Annotated in this window: 16 protein-coding genes; all 16 read right to left on the reverse strand. The window is 69.7% G+C overall.

Annotation, left to right across the window (positions count from 1 at the left end; translation table 11 throughout):
- Window positions 1–54: 54 nt before the first annotated feature.
- The gene (locus ACSHXN_RS00870; protein WP_438302407.1) at window positions 55–876 is read right to left on the reverse strand and encodes a class I SAM-dependent methyltransferase; all 822 of its coding nucleotides are present in this window, start codon (window positions 874–876) and stop codon (window positions 55–57) included.
- A gap of 210 nt (window positions 877–1,086) precedes the next feature.
- Entirely contained in the window at window positions 1,087–3,174 is a 2,088-nt protein-coding gene (locus tag ACSHXN_RS00875; RefSeq protein ID WP_438302408.1) for a molybdopterin-containing oxidoreductase family protein, read from the reverse strand.
- Window positions 3,171–3,974 (reverse strand): DNA alkylation repair protein, encoded by an 804-nt coding sequence (locus ACSHXN_RS00880; protein ID WP_356111702.1) that lies wholly within the window; start codon window positions 3,972–3,974, stop codon window positions 3,171–3,173. Before ACSHXN_RS00880 ends, ACSHXN_RS00875 begins: the two co-directional genes overlap by 4 nt.
- 11 nt (window positions 3,975–3,985) lie before the next feature.
- Window positions 3,986–4,573, reverse strand: coding sequence for an NADPH-dependent FMN reductase (locus ACSHXN_RS00885; protein WP_438302410.1), 588 nt, complete (start codon window positions 4,571–4,573; stop codon window positions 3,986–3,988).
- A complete protein-coding gene (locus tag ACSHXN_RS00890) occupies window positions 4,570–4,803 on the reverse strand; it encodes a ferredoxin (RefSeq protein ID WP_355132344.1) in 234 nt (77 codons plus the stop codon). The genes ACSHXN_RS00885 and ACSHXN_RS00890 overlap by 4 nt, the downstream gene beginning before the upstream one ends.
- Window positions 4,800–5,432, reverse strand: a complete 633-nt coding sequence (locus ACSHXN_RS00895; RefSeq protein WP_355132345.1) for a hypothetical protein — start codon at window positions 5,430–5,432, stop codon at window positions 4,800–4,802. The genes ACSHXN_RS00890 and ACSHXN_RS00895 overlap by 4 nt, the downstream gene beginning before the upstream one ends.
- Window positions 5,429–6,340: a carbon-nitrogen hydrolase family protein gene (locus tag ACSHXN_RS00900; protein WP_355132346.1), complete on the reverse strand. Its 912-nt coding sequence runs from the start codon at window positions 6,338–6,340 to the stop codon at window positions 5,429–5,431. The genes ACSHXN_RS00895 and ACSHXN_RS00900 overlap by 4 nt, the downstream gene beginning before the upstream one ends.
- Window positions 6,337–7,227: a carbon-nitrogen hydrolase family protein gene (locus ACSHXN_RS00905; protein ID WP_383358477.1), complete on the reverse strand. Its 891-nt coding sequence runs from the start codon at window positions 7,225–7,227 to the stop codon at window positions 6,337–6,339. The genes ACSHXN_RS00900 and ACSHXN_RS00905 overlap by 4 nt, the downstream gene beginning before the upstream one ends.
- Before the next feature lie 57 nt (window positions 7,228–7,284).
- Window positions 7,285–8,061 carry a class I SAM-dependent methyltransferase gene (locus ACSHXN_RS00910; protein WP_355132348.1) on the reverse strand — a complete coding sequence of 259 codons (777 nt, stop codon included), beginning with the start codon at window positions 8,059–8,061 and terminating at the stop codon, window positions 7,285–7,287.
- Window positions 8,048–9,547 (reverse strand): coproporphyrinogen-III oxidase family protein, encoded by a 1,500-nt coding sequence (locus ACSHXN_RS00915; RefSeq protein ID WP_355132349.1) that lies wholly within the window; start codon window positions 9,545–9,547, stop codon window positions 8,048–8,050. The genes ACSHXN_RS00910 and ACSHXN_RS00915 overlap by 14 nt, the downstream gene beginning before the upstream one ends.
- Window positions 9,544–10,242 carry a class I SAM-dependent methyltransferase gene (locus ACSHXN_RS00920; RefSeq protein WP_355132350.1) on the reverse strand — a complete coding sequence of 233 codons (699 nt, stop codon included), beginning with the start codon at window positions 10,240–10,242 and terminating at the stop codon, window positions 9,544–9,546. The genes ACSHXN_RS00915 and ACSHXN_RS00920 overlap by 4 nt, the downstream gene beginning before the upstream one ends.
- A 7-nt stretch (window positions 10,243–10,249) precedes the next feature.
- Window positions 10,250–11,413 carry a BtrH N-terminal domain-containing protein gene (locus ACSHXN_RS00925; protein ID WP_438302411.1) on the reverse strand — a complete coding sequence of 388 codons (1,164 nt, stop codon included), beginning with the start codon at window positions 11,411–11,413 and terminating at the stop codon, window positions 10,250–10,252.
- Window positions 11,410–12,186 (reverse strand): NAD(P)-binding domain-containing protein, encoded by a 777-nt coding sequence (locus ACSHXN_RS00930; protein WP_438302412.1) that lies wholly within the window; start codon window positions 12,184–12,186, stop codon window positions 11,410–11,412. The genes ACSHXN_RS00925 and ACSHXN_RS00930 overlap by 4 nt, the downstream gene beginning before the upstream one ends.
- Window positions 12,183–13,517 (reverse strand): phenylacetate--CoA ligase family protein, encoded by a 1,335-nt coding sequence (locus ACSHXN_RS00935; RefSeq protein ID WP_355132353.1) that lies wholly within the window; start codon window positions 13,515–13,517, stop codon window positions 12,183–12,185. Before ACSHXN_RS00935 ends, ACSHXN_RS00930 begins: the two co-directional genes overlap by 4 nt.
- Window positions 13,514–14,560, reverse strand: coding sequence for a zinc-dependent alcohol dehydrogenase (locus ACSHXN_RS00940; RefSeq protein WP_383358475.1), 1,047 nt, complete (start codon window positions 14,558–14,560; stop codon window positions 13,514–13,516). The genes ACSHXN_RS00935 and ACSHXN_RS00940 overlap by 4 nt, the downstream gene beginning before the upstream one ends.
- Window positions 14,557–16,032, reverse strand: coding sequence for a B12-binding domain-containing radical SAM protein (locus ACSHXN_RS00945; RefSeq protein ID WP_355132355.1), 1,476 nt, complete (start codon window positions 16,030–16,032; stop codon window positions 14,557–14,559). The genes ACSHXN_RS00940 and ACSHXN_RS00945 overlap by 4 nt, the downstream gene beginning before the upstream one ends.
- Between the last annotated feature and the right edge of the window lie 5 nt (window positions 16,033–16,037).

Below are 16,037 nucleotides of genomic sequence, written 5' to 3' on the forward strand. Positions count from 1 at the left end.
CCTTCGCTTCGTTCCTCGATGATGGGATGCCGGGCGATCTCCCGGGCGGCGGCTTCAGCGGGGGCGGCGTCCCCAGACGCTGAGCACGGAACTGGACGGCTCGGCAAGGTCGTGGTCGCGTAGCTGGGACAGGGCGGCTTCGAACTGGGTTTCGGTGAGGTGTCCGCGGCCGAGCAGCCGGGGCCGCAGTTGCTCCAGTGTCAGCCGTGAGAACTCCGACGCCGCACTGCCCGAGTCGAAGGGGTAGACCCGCATCTGGGCGCCGCAGTCGGTCAGTCCATGGCGGACCAGCGGCTGGGGCGGGTCGACCATCAGGTCGCGCACCCACTGCGGGTCCGCGCCTGCATCGCGGCTCAGCACCTGGGACACAGCGTCCAGGGCGCCGCCGACCACCGTGGTGGAGTCGTACGGGGGGAATCCGGCGAGTTCCTCGACGACGATGCAGCCGCCAGGCGCGAGCCAGTCGATGAGGCGTCCCAGGACCGCCTGGGGATCGTCAAGGAAGATCAGCACGGAACGACAGTGGATGAGGTCGACGCCCTGCACGGGGGCTGGGTCGACGGCCGCGTCGTGCCGCAGCGGGACCAGGTTGGGCAGACCGCCGCCGTCCAGGTGGCGCAGGTCGATGTCGGTCGCCCAGACCCGGGCACCGGGGTGGCGGCGGGCCAGGTGGCGGGCCACGGTGCCCGAGCCGGCTCCGATCTCCACGATCTCGTGGGGGTGGTCGGGCGCGCAGGTGTCAAGGATCTCGATGGTTGCCGGGTCGGTCATGGCCGCCAGCATCTCCAGACGCAGGCTCTCGTGTTCCCAGGCGGGATCGAGCGCCAGTGAACCGTTGGTGTCGCGCGAGGCTGCCTCCACCGTGTCCCCTCTCATCCGCGTGACGGTGACGGCGCTGCGGCCGTCCGTGCGGCGGAGTCTTCCAGCGGCCAGGGACGCCGACCCGCGCCCAGCACCAAGGCGTCCGCGAAGGTCACTTACTTCTTGAGGGGTCCTGCGGGAGTTGACCCGGATGGCGAAACGTCACGAACACGGGGTGGAGCCGAAGACTCCGCAGGGTGCAGTGAGAGGGGCGTGCGCGTCGCCTCAGGCATCCGGCTCCGGGCGGACCGCGCACCTGATCCCCCGGAAGTTGGACGAGCCCATCTCCTCGTTCTCGTCGTCGTCGCCGGTGAGCCGGTTGACGTTGCTCTCGCGCCAGCCGCCGTCCGCGCCGCGCTCGGGGTACCACCAGGTGGCTGCGGCCACGACGACGTCGGGGGCGATGGTGTCGGTGATGCGTGCGCGCATCCGGATCGTGCGGCCGCGGGCGGAGACAAGCACCCAGGCGCCGTCCTGGACTCCTTCGCGGGCCGCAGCCTCAGGGTGGAGTTCGACGACGGGGTCGGGTTCCTTGGTGCGCAACGGCCTCAGGTTGCGGAACTCGGAGTTGAAGAAGAACGGCGAGTGGGCGGAGGTGAGCAGGTAGGGGCCGTCTTCGGGGCGTTCGGCGACGGGGCGGTGCACGGGCAGCGGTTCGTAGCCGAAGGCGCGCAGTGCGTCGCAGCGGATGTTGAAGCGGCCGCTGCGGGTGGCGAAGCCCTGGGTGCGGTACTTCTCGTACGTCAGCGGTGTGGCGCGGTAGTGCTGTTCGGTCAGGGCTTTGAAGTCCATGCCGATGGGGGCCAGCCGCACGTCGAGCGAGTCCTGGGCGGTGTCCCAGAAGTTCTCCGCGAGCCCGAGACGGGACGCGAGGCCGATGAGGATCTCCTCGTCGGAGCGGCACTCGCCGACCTGCGCGAACCTGCGGCGTGCCGCGACGTAGTGGGCGTGTTCGACGATCTGGTCCCGTTCCAGCCAGCCGCCGACCGGCAGCACGACGTCGGCCATGGCCGCCGTGGGCGTCAGGTACAGGTCGGCCACGGCGAGGAAGTCGAGGCTGTCGAGCGCGGCGTGGACGCGGTCGGAGTCCGCGTAGTTGACCAGCAGGTTGCTGCCGTGCACGAGCATGGTCGTGACCGGGTAGGGGTGGTGGTCCAGGATCGCGTCCCATACGGCGCGGGGATGTGCCCAGCCGGCCATCGACAGGATGCGGTGGCGGTCGGCACCGAGCCGCTTGGGGTGCTGCGCCGTCGGCAGTGCCTCGGTCAGCGGCAGGGCGCGACGCCCGATGATTCCGGGAGGCTCGAAGATCACATCGCCGCCCTGCCGGTCGATGTTTCCGCAGATCGCGGAGAGGATGGCAAGGGCTCGGCAGACGTGGAAGGAATTGCGGTTCTGCTGGGCGCCGGTGCCCAGTTCGATGGCGGCGGCCGGTGCCGACGCGTAGGCGAGGGCGGCCTGGCGCACATCGGCGGCGCGGACTCCGGTGAGGTGCTCGACCTTCTCGGGGGCGTAGGCGGCGCTATGTTCGGCCAGGTCCTCGAACCCTGTGGTGTGATCCCGGACGAAGTCGTGGTCGTAGGCGTCCGCCTCGATGACCGTGTGGATCATGGCGAGGGCGAGCGCGGCGTCGCCTCCAGGACGTACCGGAACATGGTGCAGGGCACGATTGGCGAGGGCGGTGCGCCGTGGGTCGACGACGATCATGCGGGTGCCACGGCGCACGGCGTCCAGGAGCCGGGTGCCGATCACGCCGTCGCCGTGGGTCATGGACTTGTTGCACCCCCACAGCAGGACGACGTCGGGCGAGCCCTCGTAGTCGCAGAAGGTGAAGGCGCCCATGGTGAGGATGCCCGCCATGACCCGCGGATAGAAGCAGACGTGGGCCGGTCCCAGCACATTGGGCGTGCCGTAGCTGTTGGCGAACCGGAACAGCCACTCCTGGTAGTTGCGGTCCGTGCCCTGGGCGACGGCCAGGGACTCGGGGCCGTGTCGTGTCCGGGTGCGGTCGAGGGCGTCGGCTACACGGTCGAGGGCCTCCTCCCAGCCGATGGGCGTGAAGCTGCCGCTGCCGCGCGGACCGGTGCGCAGCAGCGGCCGGGTAAGCCGGTCGGAGCCGTACAGCTGGTCCAGGGACGCGCGGCCCTTGGCACACAGAAATCCGCGGTTGTTGGGGTTGTCCGGGTCGCCCTCGACGCGGGTGAGGCGTCCGTCGCGTACATCCACCAGGGCGCCGCAGCCGCCGTGGCACATCCGGCAGACGGTGCGGTGCACGCCGTCCTCGACCAGGGTCGTCACTTCTGGGGTGGTCACGGGGATGCCTCCGGTCGTCGGGTGGGCGCCGGGCGCCGACCGCGGCGTGGATGCGCGGCGGCGTGCGCGGCGAGCAGGGGGGCGCGTGCGTCGTCGGGCAGCCGCTTGAGGGCCTCGCGTACCGTGAGCGAGCTGGCCCGGGACAGCCGCGGCGTGAGCCAGCCGGTGACCGCCGCGGGGTGGTGTTTGGTTCCTTCGCGCAGCGCCCAGCCGATCGCCTTGCGGACGAAGAATCTGTCGTCGTGAAGGAGGGGATCGACGGTGGCGGTGAAGAGGGGGAACCAGCGCGTGAAGGTGTCCTCGCCGCGCAGGGCGGGGATGAAACACAGGATGCCGCCGCGCCGCACCCACTGTGCTTCGTCGGCGGTCCACCGGCGCACTGCGGGGGTGGTCTCCTGCGGGTGGCGCAGCAGGAGCCTGCCTGCCACGAAGGGGGCGAGCAGGTCGGTGTGCGCCCAGGTGGCGCAGGTGCGCAGCAAGTCCTCGAGGAGCGTGGTGTCGTCGGGGCGCAGCAGGGGGGCGTACGCGTCCAGGAGCAGCAGGGCCGTCGAGCGGTGCTCGTGGACGGGCTGTGCCCACAGGTCGGTGACCAGGTCGATGAGCTCCGCGTGCCCGAGCCCCCGCCCGCTCTGCTTGGTGAAGGAGCGGACCACGCCCCGCATCGCGGGCAGGGGTACGCCGATGTGGTGCAGGTCGCTGCGGAGGTAGTTCTTCTCGCCTGCCGCCCGGCCGGGGACGGCGTTGTCGTCCAGGCGTGCCCGGAGTTCGGCGGCCAGGACGGCGGGGGGCGGGGCATGCATGCGCGGTTCCTTCAGCCTCGGGGGAGCGGGATGCCGCCGGTGGTGGTCCGCAGGGCGCCGGCGGCACGTGCGACGCTGCGGGCGAGGTCGTCGATCCGGTCGTACAGGTCCGGGTCGACGGGCGCACCGCCGCTCAGCGCGGTACGCCCTTGGGGTACGGCGACCTGGCCGGGCACCATCCAGGCCCGCAGCCAGCGGGCCATGAGCCTGAGGTCGTTGAGGGCGTTGCTGTTGCTGCGGCCGCCGAGGACCACGATGGCACCGAACACCTTTCCCTCGGCGTGTTCGAAGTCCAGCAGGTCGATGGCATTCTTCAGCGCGCCGTTGACGCTGCCGTGGTACTCGGCGCCGCTGAGGATGATGCCGTCGGCGGCGCGGACTGCTTCCCGTAGGACGGCCACATCGGGGAAGTGGGGCCATGGCTCGCGCTTGTCGCCGTTGCAGAAGGGGAGTTGGAGTTCGCGCAGGTCGAGCAGGTGCACCGGGTGGCCGTCGGCGGCAAGGGTTCTCAGCGCGCGGCGCAGCAGCGCCTGGCTGGTGGAGCCGGGGCGCATGCTGCCGCCGATGCCCAGGACCGCGGCCGGGACCGTGGGCGTCATTCGTCCTCGCAGATGGCGTCGGCGGGGCAGCAGTCCATCGCCTCGTACAGGGCGTCCTCGTCGTCCTCGGTCTCGGGCTGGCGCAGCACGTAGGAGTAGCCGGCCTCGTCGTTGCGGGCGAAGAAGTCGGGGGCGACGCAGCGGCAGGTGTCGCAGTCGGTGCACTCCACGTTGACGTAGAACCGGCCGATGGCGTTGTCCGGTACGCGGGCGGGGTCCTGGACAGTCATGCGGGTCCTCCCGGTTGTACTCCGGCATGCACGAGTTCGAGAACGCGATCGGTGTCGTCGCGGACCAGGTGCCCATAGGTGTGACCGAGTTCGTCGGCAGGCGCGTAGGCAAGGAGGCGGACGCCGTCGAAGCTGGCCAGGAAGTCGAGCAAGGCCCGCACATGCCCGGGGGTGTCGACGCAGAGACCGAAGTGCGACATGAGGGTGGTCTTCTGCTCGGCCGGCCGCTCGGCCCATATGTCGCGCCGGCGGCAGGTGAACAGTTCCACCTCGTTGCCGAGGGCGGTGCGGAGGTTGATCCAGTGGCCGGGTGTGCCGTACGCGCGGGGCGCGATGTGGGAGGGGCCTGTGGTCACATGGTTGACGCGCGGGCAGGCGCTGACCGTTTCCAGCCAGTCCTCGAAGTCCTTCTCGTCGCGGTAGTCACCGATGTAGAGCGCCACGTGGTGCAGTCCGGTGATGCGCAGGGTACGCGTGTCGAGGGGTTGGCCGAAGAAGGCGCTCAGCACGTCGGGCACAGGGGTGTCGTGTGCCTCGTCGGCCCAGTCGAGGAACTTCTCCAGGACCGGCTCCCGGTCGGCCCCCGTGGGGATGGCGTCGCTGACGGGGAACAGCACGGTGTGGCTCACCTCCTGGTGAGGTAGTCGCTGAGCAGGGTTTCGAGGTCCTCGTGCCCGGCGTAGGGCTGCTGGAGAGGGCCATAGAGTTCGGGGCGGCGCCCGTGCAGGCAGAAGTAGAGGCTGCGCCTGAACGACAGGTCGACCTCGCGCATGGTGCGCAGGTACTCCAGGTCGAGCTGGGCGGTCAGGACCGTCTCCTCCTCGTCGAGGCTGGCCAGGAGTTCCTCAGGGGCGGCGACCGTGCTGTGCCCGGCGACCTCGATGGACACCTGACGGCCGGCGCGTTCGCCCGTGACGCCGCCGACGGCGCTGGCGAGGAGGGTGTAGCAGACGTTGAAGGAGGAGTTGGCCTGCAGGCAGGGCCGGGTGATCTGGATGTTGCCGCGCAGCGCGGCCCCCGGTACGGCGATAATCTCCGCGCCGCGCAGAGCGAGCATGCGGGGCACTTCGGGGATCCAGAAGTCCGAGCAGACGCAGACGCCGAGCCGCCCGAACGGGGTGTCGACGACGGCGAAGTCGTCGCTCGGGCTCACCGACACCATTTCGGCGGCGAAGCGGTGCGTCTTGCGGGCCTTGATGACGATCTCACCGTGATCGTCCAGGAGCACGGCCGTGTTGTAGTAGCGGTCCCCTTCGCGTTCAACGACCGTGCCGCACAGGACATATGCGCCGATCCGGCGGGCCTGTTCGGCGAGCCGGTCAAAGACGGGGCCCGGCACGGTCTGGTCGATGACTCCCTTGAGGTGGGCGCGGCCCGGGAAGTAGAAGGGCGGGCCTAGGAAGAACTCGGGCAGGATGACGAGTTCGGCCGCTTCGACGGTGTCGAGCAGGGCCATCGTCCGGTCGAGGTTGACGTCGGGGTCGGGGTCCCACAGCGTCTGCAGGAGGGCAACGCGGGGCCGGGTGGTGGGCTTCACCGGGTGTCTCCAAGGGGTAGGGTGCCGGGCGGCGCGGACGCGGCGATCAGCGCCTGGCCAAGTGGCGAGCGGCGGAAGTCCGCGGGGAAGGGCGCCGCCGCCTGCATGCGGCGCAGTTCGTGCAGGTCCAGGTCGGCGCTGACCACGCATTCCTCGCGGTCGGCCTCGGCCAGGACCGGCTCCTGACGGCGGAAGTCACGGGAGTACGCGCCGATCGCCATCGGGCTGCGGATGACGGCGGTGCGGCCCATGTAGGTGAGGCCGGCCAGAGTGTTCTCCCCTGTGGCTCCGGCGAACAGGACGTAAGCGCAGTTTTCGGCGGCGCGGGCAAGCAGCATCTGTCGTACGGGCTCGGCGAAGGGCCGCAGCAGGATCGATGGGCACACGACGATCTCGACGCCGTCGGCGAACAGGCCGCGCAACACTTCGGGAAACTGGATGTCGTAGCCGACGACAAGGCCGATGCGGCCCAGCGGTGTGTTCACGACCCGGGTGCCCACTTCCCCGGTGAGGAAGTGGGCCTCCAAGTCGTAGACGACGGTGCGGCGATAGACATCGACGAGGCTGCCGTCGTCGGCGATGAGGACGGCCGAGCTGTGCACATGCTCGCCGTTGCGTTCAAGGAGCCCTGCGATGATCCAGACGCCGTGCCGGCGGGCCTGTTCGGCAAGCCATTCGGTACCCGGCCCCGGTACGGGCTCGGCCACCTCGTGGCTCTTGGGCAGGTTGAGCGCAGTGGCGAACGCCTCTGGCAGAACAACCAGTTCGCAGCCGTCGTGCACGGCCTCGTGGATCAGAGCCCCGGCGCGCCGGAGGTTGTCGGTGCGGCGGTTGGTGGCCACGGCCAGCTGGACGAGGCCGACACGCAGCCGTCTGCGAAGGGGCATGGGAGACGCTCCTGGGTTGCGGATGTCCAGTGGCAGGGCAGGAGAGGGAAAGGGGGGTCAGCCGGTGAACACCGCGTCGTAGATACCTGGTTCACCGACGCTGTAGCCGACGTGCAGCGGTCGTGAGGAGGTGATCAGGTTGATGTTCTCCTTGGCCACCGTCCACGAGCCCAGACCCCGCTGGTCGAGGAGTTCGCGCATCTCGGGCTCGCTGTAGGAGGCGCGCAGCGACGTCATGAACGCCTCGGCGTCCCCGTCCGCGTACTGCAGCACGAACGAGACCATGCCCTCGTCGGCGTCACGTGCCAGGTCGTAGAGGACCACGATGCCGTCGGGCCGGCACACCCGGGCGCACTCGCTGACGATCCGGTCGGGCTTGTCCCAGCGGGCCACGGCGCAGAAGCTGAAGACCACGTCGAAGGAGTCGTCGTCGTACGGCAGTCGGGTCAGGCGGGCCCATTCGCAGGAGAAGTCGCCGCCGTAGCCGACCAGGTTCGAGAAGATGGTGTTCTCTCGGGCCACTTCGAGGAAGGCGTCGTTGCTGTCGACGCCGGTGAAGAACGCGCCGGGGCGCTGGGCGGCGAGCCGCAACGAGATCAGGCCGCTGGCGCAGCCGACTTCGAGGACTTCCTTGCCGTCGCCGCAGTGGGGGCCGATGAGCTTCATCATGTGCTGCATCGGGATGATCATCGAGGTGCGGATGTTGCGGTCGTAGGCCCGGCACTCGTCGACGTCGTCGAACGTGTCCTTCTGCGGGATCCGTTCGGCCAGGTCGAAGATGCGGCCGCGGGGCCGGCGACGCAGGTTCGCGGGAGCGGTCTCAGAGCTGGACAACGGGAAGCCCCTTCCGTCCGTCGGCGCGGTCGATCTGCCAGTTGAGGATCTCGGTGCTTGCCGACGTCGGCTGCGGCAGGCGGTAGTTGGCGTCGGAGTAGAACGTCTTGCAGATGTTGTCGATGTAGTACCAGCCCTTGGGGTACGTGACCTGGATGGCTTCGTCGGTGATCTCGATCAGGCCCTTGGCGGCCAGGTCGTCGCACTTGTCCTTGAAGTACTCGTAGGGATCGACTCCGTGGCGCTCGCGGTAGACGGACCGCTTCATCCGCAGCAGCTTGAGCCCGAGAACGAGGCTGCGGCAGCGCTGTTCGTGCTCGTCGGTGTAGGCGCCCATCACGACGGGCAGCCGGCCCGCGTTGCAGATGTCGATGTAGGCGTTGATGTCGGGCTCGGTGAGGTACATCCGGTTGTTGAGGTAGCCGTAGGCCCCGGAGCCCATGGCCACCATGTCACCGCACCGGCCCCACACCTGGGAGAGGTGGTCGGTGAGGTAGAAGGTGTCGGTCTCCAGGCCCCGATAGGGCTTGGAGCCGTCGGTGAGCACCGGGTAGGTCTTCACGCCCTTGGCCTCCCACTCGGGCCTCATCGGCTCGATGAAGTCGTTGTAGGTCAGGGCCAGGTACCCGGCGTCCATCAGTGTGGTGTGCAGGTACTGGTACATCTCGTCGGCTTCCTGCGTGCTGGGGCACGGCGGGGTGGCCCCGGACTGCAGCGCGAAGAACACCTCGGAGCCCGGCAGGACCGCGTAGTTGTACACAGAGAACGACGTCACGGGCAGGTCCATCAGGGTCCTGATGTCCTGCGCCCACAGTTCGTGGGTCTGACCCGGGATGCCGATCATGTAGTCGATGCAGAGGTTCTCCATGCCGCTGCGGTCGATCAGTTCGATCGTCCTGGTGGCGGACTCGCCGGTGTGCGCCCGGGCGCGGCCGAGGTAGCGCAACAGCGGGTCGTGGAAGGTCTGCACGCCCAGGCTCATGCGATTGACCCCGTGCTTGAGCAGGACGTCGAGCTTGTGCTGGTCCACGTCGACGGGGGTGGACTCGATGGTGACGGAGCAGTCGTCGCTGAAGTTGAGCCGCTGCTTCATGAATCCGAGCAGGTCGTCGAGCTCCTCGGCGCGCAGGGTCGTGGGGGTGCCGCCGCCGAAGTAGCCGGAGGTGAAGACGACGTCCTTGAGGTACGGCAGCTTGGAGTACGTGTCGATCTCGGCCTTCAGGGCCTCGATGTAGCGCCTGACCAGAGTGTTGCGGGTGTTGAACTTGTTGTACGGGCAGGAGGTGCACACCTGGTTGCAGAAGGGGATGTGCACGTAGAAGGAGGTGGTCTTGGGGAACTTCTCCTGCTGCGCGTACATCGATTCGGCGGTGAGCGGCCTGACGTCGCAGGGGTACCAGCGCACGAACTCGATGTCCCGTTCCGGGTATTCACGCCAGAAACTGGGCGTGTCGAGGAAGTTCCTGGTGATGGTGGTGTCGGTCACGGGTTCCTCCCGTATCGGATGGCGAACGTCATGGGACCGTCCGCTTCGGCCCGCCAGTCGTTCAGGCCCGCGGCGGTGAGCAGGGCCTCGGCCTCAGGCAGGGTGTAGGCGCCTCGCAACGAGGTGAGAAAGGTACGCAGCCGGTAGCGGCCCGCCTCCGAGGTGTCGTCGGCCATCTCCCTGAGCGAGTATTCGAGGATGAATGGGTCGGGGTCGCGCCGCAGGTCGCTGACGAGGACCTGGCCGCTCGGTAGGAGCAGTCCGGCCAGGCGGCGCAGTACGGCCGCCGGGTCCGGCCAAGCAGCGAAGGCATTGGCGCTGTACACGGCGGCGAACCGCCTGGTGTTCCAGGGTTCGCGGGCGGGGTCCGGCACTCCCCCGGGCACGGTGTGCACGGTGGCCCGCACGCCGGCCTCGGCGAGGCGGCGCTCATACAGGGTGGCGGCGTGCTCCGACTCGCACACCGCGTGCAGTTCGCTGGGGCCCAGGCGCAGCAGTTCCACACCGAGCCCGCCGTAGCCGGATCCGGCTTCGAGAACGCGGCCGGCGCCGGCCGCGTCCAGGACCTCATGCAGGAACTCGCCCTTGTAACGGCCGCGTTCGGCCAGGTAGCGGTCGTAGGCCTGCCGCTCCTCGTCGCTGGAGCGCGGATGGTGGGCGGGGATGCGTACGGCGAGCGGGGGGGCCGTGGCCATCGGCCGGTCACACCTCCTTCAGTATGTCGAACAGGGTCTCCTCGGCCTTGACGATCCGCTGCACGGCCGCACGCAGTTGCCCGGAGAGCTGCTCGCGCAGCGGGTCGAGTCCTTCGGCGGCAGCGGTGCGCAGCTCGGGCAGCTGGGCTCCGAGGGCCGCGGCGGCGTCCTGGTCCTGCGCGCTGCCGCGCAGTATGTGCTGGTCGCGTTCGTTCAGGGTGTCGCGCAGTTCGGTGAACGAGGGGGTCCAGGACGGCAGCAGCAAGGCGAGGAATTCGTGCCAGGCGTCCACGGCACCACGCGCGAGGGGCAACGCCCGTTCGAGTGCCGGGTCCGCTGTGCGCTCGGCCGCTTCGGTGAGGAAGTCGGCGAACATCACTCGGAAGCCGCAGCCGCCGGTGCCGGCCAGCTCGAAGTCGACGTAGGCGCCGCAGAGGGCGGCGACGACGTCATCTGCCGGGCTGCGCCGCACCAAGTGGTCCAGACCCGCACCGTAGGCCGCCAGCCCGCGCAGTCCGAAGGTGGGCACCACCGGGTGCCGCATGGCGGTGCAGGACGCGCGCACCCCGTGCCGGATGTCGTCCGCGGACGGTTCACGGGCCACCGCCCAGTCGGCGCGCAGCCAGGCGTGGCGGGGTGGGAACGGCGGGTGCTCGGAGCCACGTGCGGCGGCCAGTTCGTCCAGGAACAGGGTGCGCGGAGCGATGCAACGGTCGGAGACGGTGACGGTCTTGGCGTCCGGGTCGTGTCCCAGGATGACAAAGGCGTGCGCGCCGAAGTGCCGGGTGGCCTGGTAGTACGGCAGGTGGAACAGGTCGCCGTAGACGATCACGGGGCTGCCGAGGGCCAGTTGACCGCGTACCTGCTCCCACGCGGTTAGCGGATCGGCGGGGAGCACCACCTCCAGGCGCAGGCCGACGCCCTCGGCCATGCGGCGGGTGAAGTCGGGGAAGGGTCCGTTGCGGCCTCCGACGAAGGCACGGCCCTCTGGGCCCTTGGGCATGTGCATGAAGCTGATGCCGCCCGCCACACCGAACAACAGCGGCTCGCTCACCTCGGTGCCGTGGTGGGCGAGCACCTTGTGCAGGGCGGCGGTCTCGCAGTGTGCGCCGCCGAAGCGGTTCACGGACAGGGAGATCGGGCCGTCACGGCCGACTGCGTGGACGCTCATGCGCGCGTTCCCTTCGTTTCGGCGGCGGTCGCGGCAACGCTCTGCGGTACGGGCGGGGGGACCTGCTCGGCCGCGAGTTCCGCGAGCACCGAGCGCGTGTAGGAGTTGTCGGGCGCGGGCGGATGGTCGAGGGCCGTGCCCGCCAGGACGTTGCCCACGGCAGCGCGCACGAGAAGGAGGTCCACGCCCCGGGCCGAGAGTTCGTCGGTGAGCTGGGCGCAAGCACGCAGCGCGGCTTTGGTGGCGGCCCGGTTGACGGGACCGACGACGTTCTCGTCGCCGACCAGGACGGTGCCCAGGCCGGAGGCGAGGTACCGCAACTCATCGAGACGGCCGGTGTCCTCGGTGACCATAACGGTGGGCACACCACGGGAAAGAGCGGCGAACTGACACACCGGTTTGAGACCGACGACGTCGATGCCGGCCAGGTCGGGGGACTGTGCCAGGACGGAGCGCAGGCGGGCGGTGGGTACGCTCGTCGCCAGGCTGACGAACAGCGGCCGCCGCCCGCCGCGCACGGCGCAGCGGGCCAGGCCCAGCAGCGCGTTGTCCGTCTCCTGCGGCGGTACGCACAGCAGCACCACATCGGCGGTGACCAGGGTCTCGGCGTCCGCCAGCGGGAGGGCGGTCGTCGTGGCCGCGCGCCGGGCACGGGAGCGGTCCGTGTCGTACAGGAGAACGGCGAAACGGTCCTTCAGGCGGGCGGCGAGCGCCGTGCCCAGACGGCCCGTCCCGGCGATCCCCACGCTCTGGAGGGGGGTCGCGCCCGTCATGAGGCGGCCGCCGCGAGGTCTTCGAGGGTGAGGCTGCCCGGCTTGAGCATCCGGTCCATGGCGCGCCGCACCAGGGTGCGGTCGATCGGCTCGACGACGGGCGTGATACCGATGGCCGTCGCGACCCGCTCCGCCACGTCGGAGCACAGGCGCGTGGTGTCACCGCTGTCGGCCTCGACCCGGATCTCCAGGCCGGCGCCGGTCACCCCTGCCGCCCAGTACAGGCCGGAACCGTCGGTGGACAGCACGATGTCCTCCAGCGCCAGCTTGTTGATCCGCCTGCCGTCGACCACGAGTTGCTCGCTGACTCGCCCGTGGTGGTCGAGGGTGCGGCGGGGACTGCCGCAGGCGCACAACGCGGACCGTACGGTGACGAAGTCACCGGTGCGGTAACGCAGCAGCGGCATGGCCCGGCTGACCAGGCTGGTCAGCACAAGTTCGCCCGGGTTTCCCTCGGAGACGGGCTCGGTGGTCTCGGGGTCGATCACCTCGAACAGGTGCCGGTCCTCGGTGAGGTGGAGGCTGCCCTCGGCGCAGGTGAGCCCGAGCGAGTTGGTCTCGGTCGAGCCGTAGGCGTTGGACAGGCGCACCCCCCACAGGTCTGCGATCTTGGAGAGCTTGGCCGGTGAGCAGGTCTCCCCCACGTACATGAAGGTGCGCAGGCCCACCTCGAGGGGGTCGCGTCCGCTGTCCTTGAGTAGGTCGTAAAGCCGCAGCGCCCGGCTGGGGGTGCATACCAGGCCGGTCGGTTTGACCGTCCACATCATCTCGACCATGCGCTCGAAGGGGCAGACCCGGCTGAGCGTGCCGACCGCGACCACGCCGGCGCCCGCTTGTTCCAGGGCCCGGTCGAGGTCGTAGGAGGCGAAGGCCAGTTCGTAGGGGATGGCGATGAAGACGAGGTCGCCGGGGCCGAAAACGTGACTGACCGAGCGTTCGACGGCGACGTTGCCGCGTATCCAGTCCTCGTAGGTGATGACGGCGGAGGTGGGGCGGCCGGTGGTGCCGGTCGACTCACCGTAGCGGATGACCTCCCGCCGGTCGGCGGCGACCAGGCCGAACGGATAGGCGTCGCGCAGGTCGCCCTTGGTGGTGAACGGCAGCTTCCGGATGTCGTCGAGGGTGTCGAACCGCGTGCCGCTGTGGGCGGCCCAGTTCCGGCGGTAGTGGGGAGAGGCCGTGAGGGCGTGGGTCACCGTCTCCCGCAGCCGGCCGAGCTGGAGCTCCGCTGCCCGGTCGGGGGTGAGTTTGTCGAACGCCTCCAGGTCGGCGCAGGCTGCGCGCCGGATCTCGTCGTAGCGCAGGTGGGGCGGGACGGTGGTCTCGGTCACTGGTCTTCCTCCCCGAAGACGATCTGGGTCTTGATCCGGGCAGCGCCCGTCGCGGGGGCGGCGAAGGCCTTCTCGGCGGTGTCGGCCGGAAAGCGATGGGTGACCAGCTGGGCGGCCTGGTGCCGGTGGGCGTCGAGGAACGCGTGGATGGCCGGAAAGCTGCCCGTGCCGCCGATCGACCCGATGAGCGTCACACCCTTGACGACGAGCAGGTCCGTGCGTATTTCGGTGCTGCGGCGCAGGCCGAAGCACAAGATGCGACCCAGCGGCCGGGCGAGGGCCAGCGCGGTGTTCAGGCCCGTCTGGCTGCCGGAGCATTCGACGACGACGGGGTGGTCGGCGCCTTCGGCGAGGCCGGCGTAGTCGGTGGTCCGGTCGTCGGGCCGGGGCGGAGTCTCGACCAGAGCGGTGGGGAAGAGTTCCCTCACCCGTTGCGCCTTGGCGGGGTCCGATTCCAGCAGTCGCACGGAGCGGACCTTGTAGTGGCCGGTCAGGAGCAGGTAGGAGGCCAGGCCCAGCGCGCCCGCGCCGATGACGAGGACGTCGTCGTCGGCGTCGGGCGCGAGGCGGCGCAGGCCGTGGTCGGCGACGGCGAAGAACTCGGTGAGGGCGAGCAGGCCGGCGCCGAGCGCGCAGGTGTCGGGATAGAGGTAGCGGCGGTCGACGACTTTGAGGCGGCTGGAGAATCCGTCCACGGTTATTCCGAACTTCTCGATGTGCCGGCACAGGTTCCGGTCGGTGGAGCAGCCGGCGCAGCCGCCGCACCAGCGGGAGCAGTCGCCGGTGACCCACTGGCCGAGCAGCGCCGCGCCGTCGCGACCGGTGTCCACCACGCGTCCCGACCACTCGTGGCCGAAGCGGATCGGGTAGTGGCGCGGGCCTCCGTAGGTGCCGTCGTAAAGGCGGTGGTCGCTGCCGCACAGGGTGATGCGGTCCACCTCGACGAGGACGTCATCGGCACCGAGCGCGGGCAGCGGTGGCACCCGGTGGGCGGCGCGCAGTTCTCCGGGTGCGGTCAGCAGGAGGTCCTGGACGCGGCTCATCGGACTTCCTTCCGGAGGATGGGCGGGGCGACCGGCAGGGGGGCGGGGCGGCGCTCGGGCAGATGGGCGAGAATCTCGGCCTCGATCCGCTCGCTCTCCTGGCGCGCCATACGGATGCGCTCGCGCAGGCCGATGGTGCGCAGGCCCCACCACAGGTACCAGTTGGCGTTGGCCAGCACCCGCTCCTGGATCTCGTCGAGGAGGGCACTGTCCTCGATGACGTCCTGGGACACGTAGTACTTGGGCACGATGAACCGCTCGTCGCCGGTGAGCTGGCCCTCCTCGACGGCGGTGGTGTGCAGTGCGGTCCCGCGGCAGACCCGCAGGCCGAGGGTCCAGTAGGCGTGGGCCTCGGGGGCGCCGGGCGGCACCAGGTCCGACATGACGTCGAAGGTCTCCCGCACGGAGTCCCGGTCGTCTCCCGGACTGCCGATGAACAGGCAGTGCTCGACGCGGATCCCGGCCTGCTCGAACTGCCGGTGGGCCCGGATGATCTGCCGCTGACGGAAGTTCTTCTTCAGCCGGCGCAGCACCCGGTCGTTGCACGAGTCGGTGCCGAACTCGACGTAGTAGCAGCCCGTGCGGACCATGAGGTCGACGAGTTCGGGAGTGACATTCCCCGGGTTGATCATGCAGGACCAGGGCATCTCGATGCCGCGCCGGACGAACTCCCGCAAGACCTCGACGGCGTAGTTCAAGGGCAGGTTGAAGACGCCGTCAACGATCTCCAGGACCTCCAGTCCCTCGTCCCGCAGCCGCTCCACCTCATCGGCCACCCGTTTGACGTCGTCGAACTTCACGCCGGTGCCGTCGACCAGGAAGTTGCTGCAGAACACGCACTCCAGGACGCAGCCCTTCTTGGTCTGGATGGTGGCGGGCACCTTCTCGCCGCGGTCGTGGGTCTCATAGGAGTAGCTGAAGTAGCGCGGGTCGTACAGTTCGGGGTCGGGCCGGGCGGCCTTGCGGTAGTCGATCTCGAAGACCGGGTCCCTGCGGTGGTAGGAGCCGTCCGGCGCACGGAAGATCACGCCGGGCACGTCCGCCGGTTCGGTGCCGCGGTCCAGGTGGGCGAGGAACGGCACCATGGACTCCTCGGCGAAGCCGGTGATGCCGTACTCGGCGCACACGAAGTCCATGAGGTCGTCCGGCACCGTGGAGAAGCCGGGGCCGCCGAGGACGACGGTGACACCGGGCCGCTCCGCACGCGCCCAGTCGGCGACCTCACGGGCGAGCGGTGTGTAGATGACCGGCTCCAGCATGTTCTGCGAGTCGACGTTGCGGATGGAGATCCCCACGACGTCGGGCCGGAAGGCGGCGACCGCCTCGCGTACCGCCTTCTCGTCCTCTTCCTCCCACATCAGGTCCAGGACGTGCACGGCATGCCCTGCGGCCCGCACCTGTGTCGCCACGGTGACCATGCCGATGGGCAGCACCGGGCGGAAGGACTTGAGCTTGTTGACGGAGACGAACATGACCC

Source organism: Streptomyces sp. HUAS TT11 (assembly GCF_051553595.1).
In the GTDB taxonomy this organism is placed as follows: Bacteria; Actinomycetota; Actinomycetes; order Streptomycetales; family Streptomycetaceae; genus Streptomyces.

What these genes read in the sequence shown, in the direction of transcription:
- ACSHXN_RS00870 (WP_438302407.1), bottom strand. Translation starts at nt 876, where the DNA reads ATGAGAGGGGACACGGTGGAGGCAGCCTCGCGCGACACCAACGGTTCA.
- ACSHXN_RS00880 (WP_356111702.1), bottom strand. Translation starts at nt 3,974, where the DNA reads ATGCATGCCCCGCCCCCCGCCGTCCTGGCCGCCGAACTCCGGGCACGC.
- ACSHXN_RS00885 (WP_438302410.1), bottom strand. Translation starts at nt 4,573, where the DNA reads ATGACGCCCACGGTCCCGGCCGCGGTCCTGGGCATCGGCGGCAGCATG.
- ACSHXN_RS00890 (WP_355132344.1), bottom strand. Translation starts at nt 4,803, where the DNA reads ATGACTGTCCAGGACCCCGCCCGCGTACCGGACAACGCCATCGGCCGG.
- ACSHXN_RS00905 (WP_383358477.1), bottom strand. Translation starts at nt 7,227, where the DNA reads ATGCCCCTTCGCAGACGGCTGCGTGTCGGCCTCGTCCAGCTGGCCGTG.
- ACSHXN_RS00920 (WP_355132350.1), bottom strand. Translation starts at nt 10,242, where the DNA reads ATGGCCACGGCCCCCCCGCTCGCCGTACGCATCCCCGCCCACCATCCG.
- ACSHXN_RS00925 (WP_438302411.1), bottom strand. Translation starts at nt 11,413, where the DNA reads ATGAGCGTCCACGCAGTCGGCCGTGACGGCCCGATCTCCCTGTCCGTG.
- ACSHXN_RS00930 (WP_438302412.1), bottom strand. Translation starts at nt 12,186, where the DNA reads ATGACGGGCGCGACCCCCCTCCAGAGCGTGGGGATCGCCGGGACGGGC.
- ACSHXN_RS00940 (WP_383358475.1), bottom strand. Translation starts at nt 14,560, where the DNA reads ATGAGCCGCGTCCAGGACCTCCTGCTGACCGCACCCGGAGAACTGCGC.
- ACSHXN_RS00945 (WP_355132355.1), bottom strand. Translation starts at nt 16,032, where the DNA reads ATGTTCGTCTCCGTCAACAAGCTCAAGTCCTTCCGCCCGGTGCTGCCC.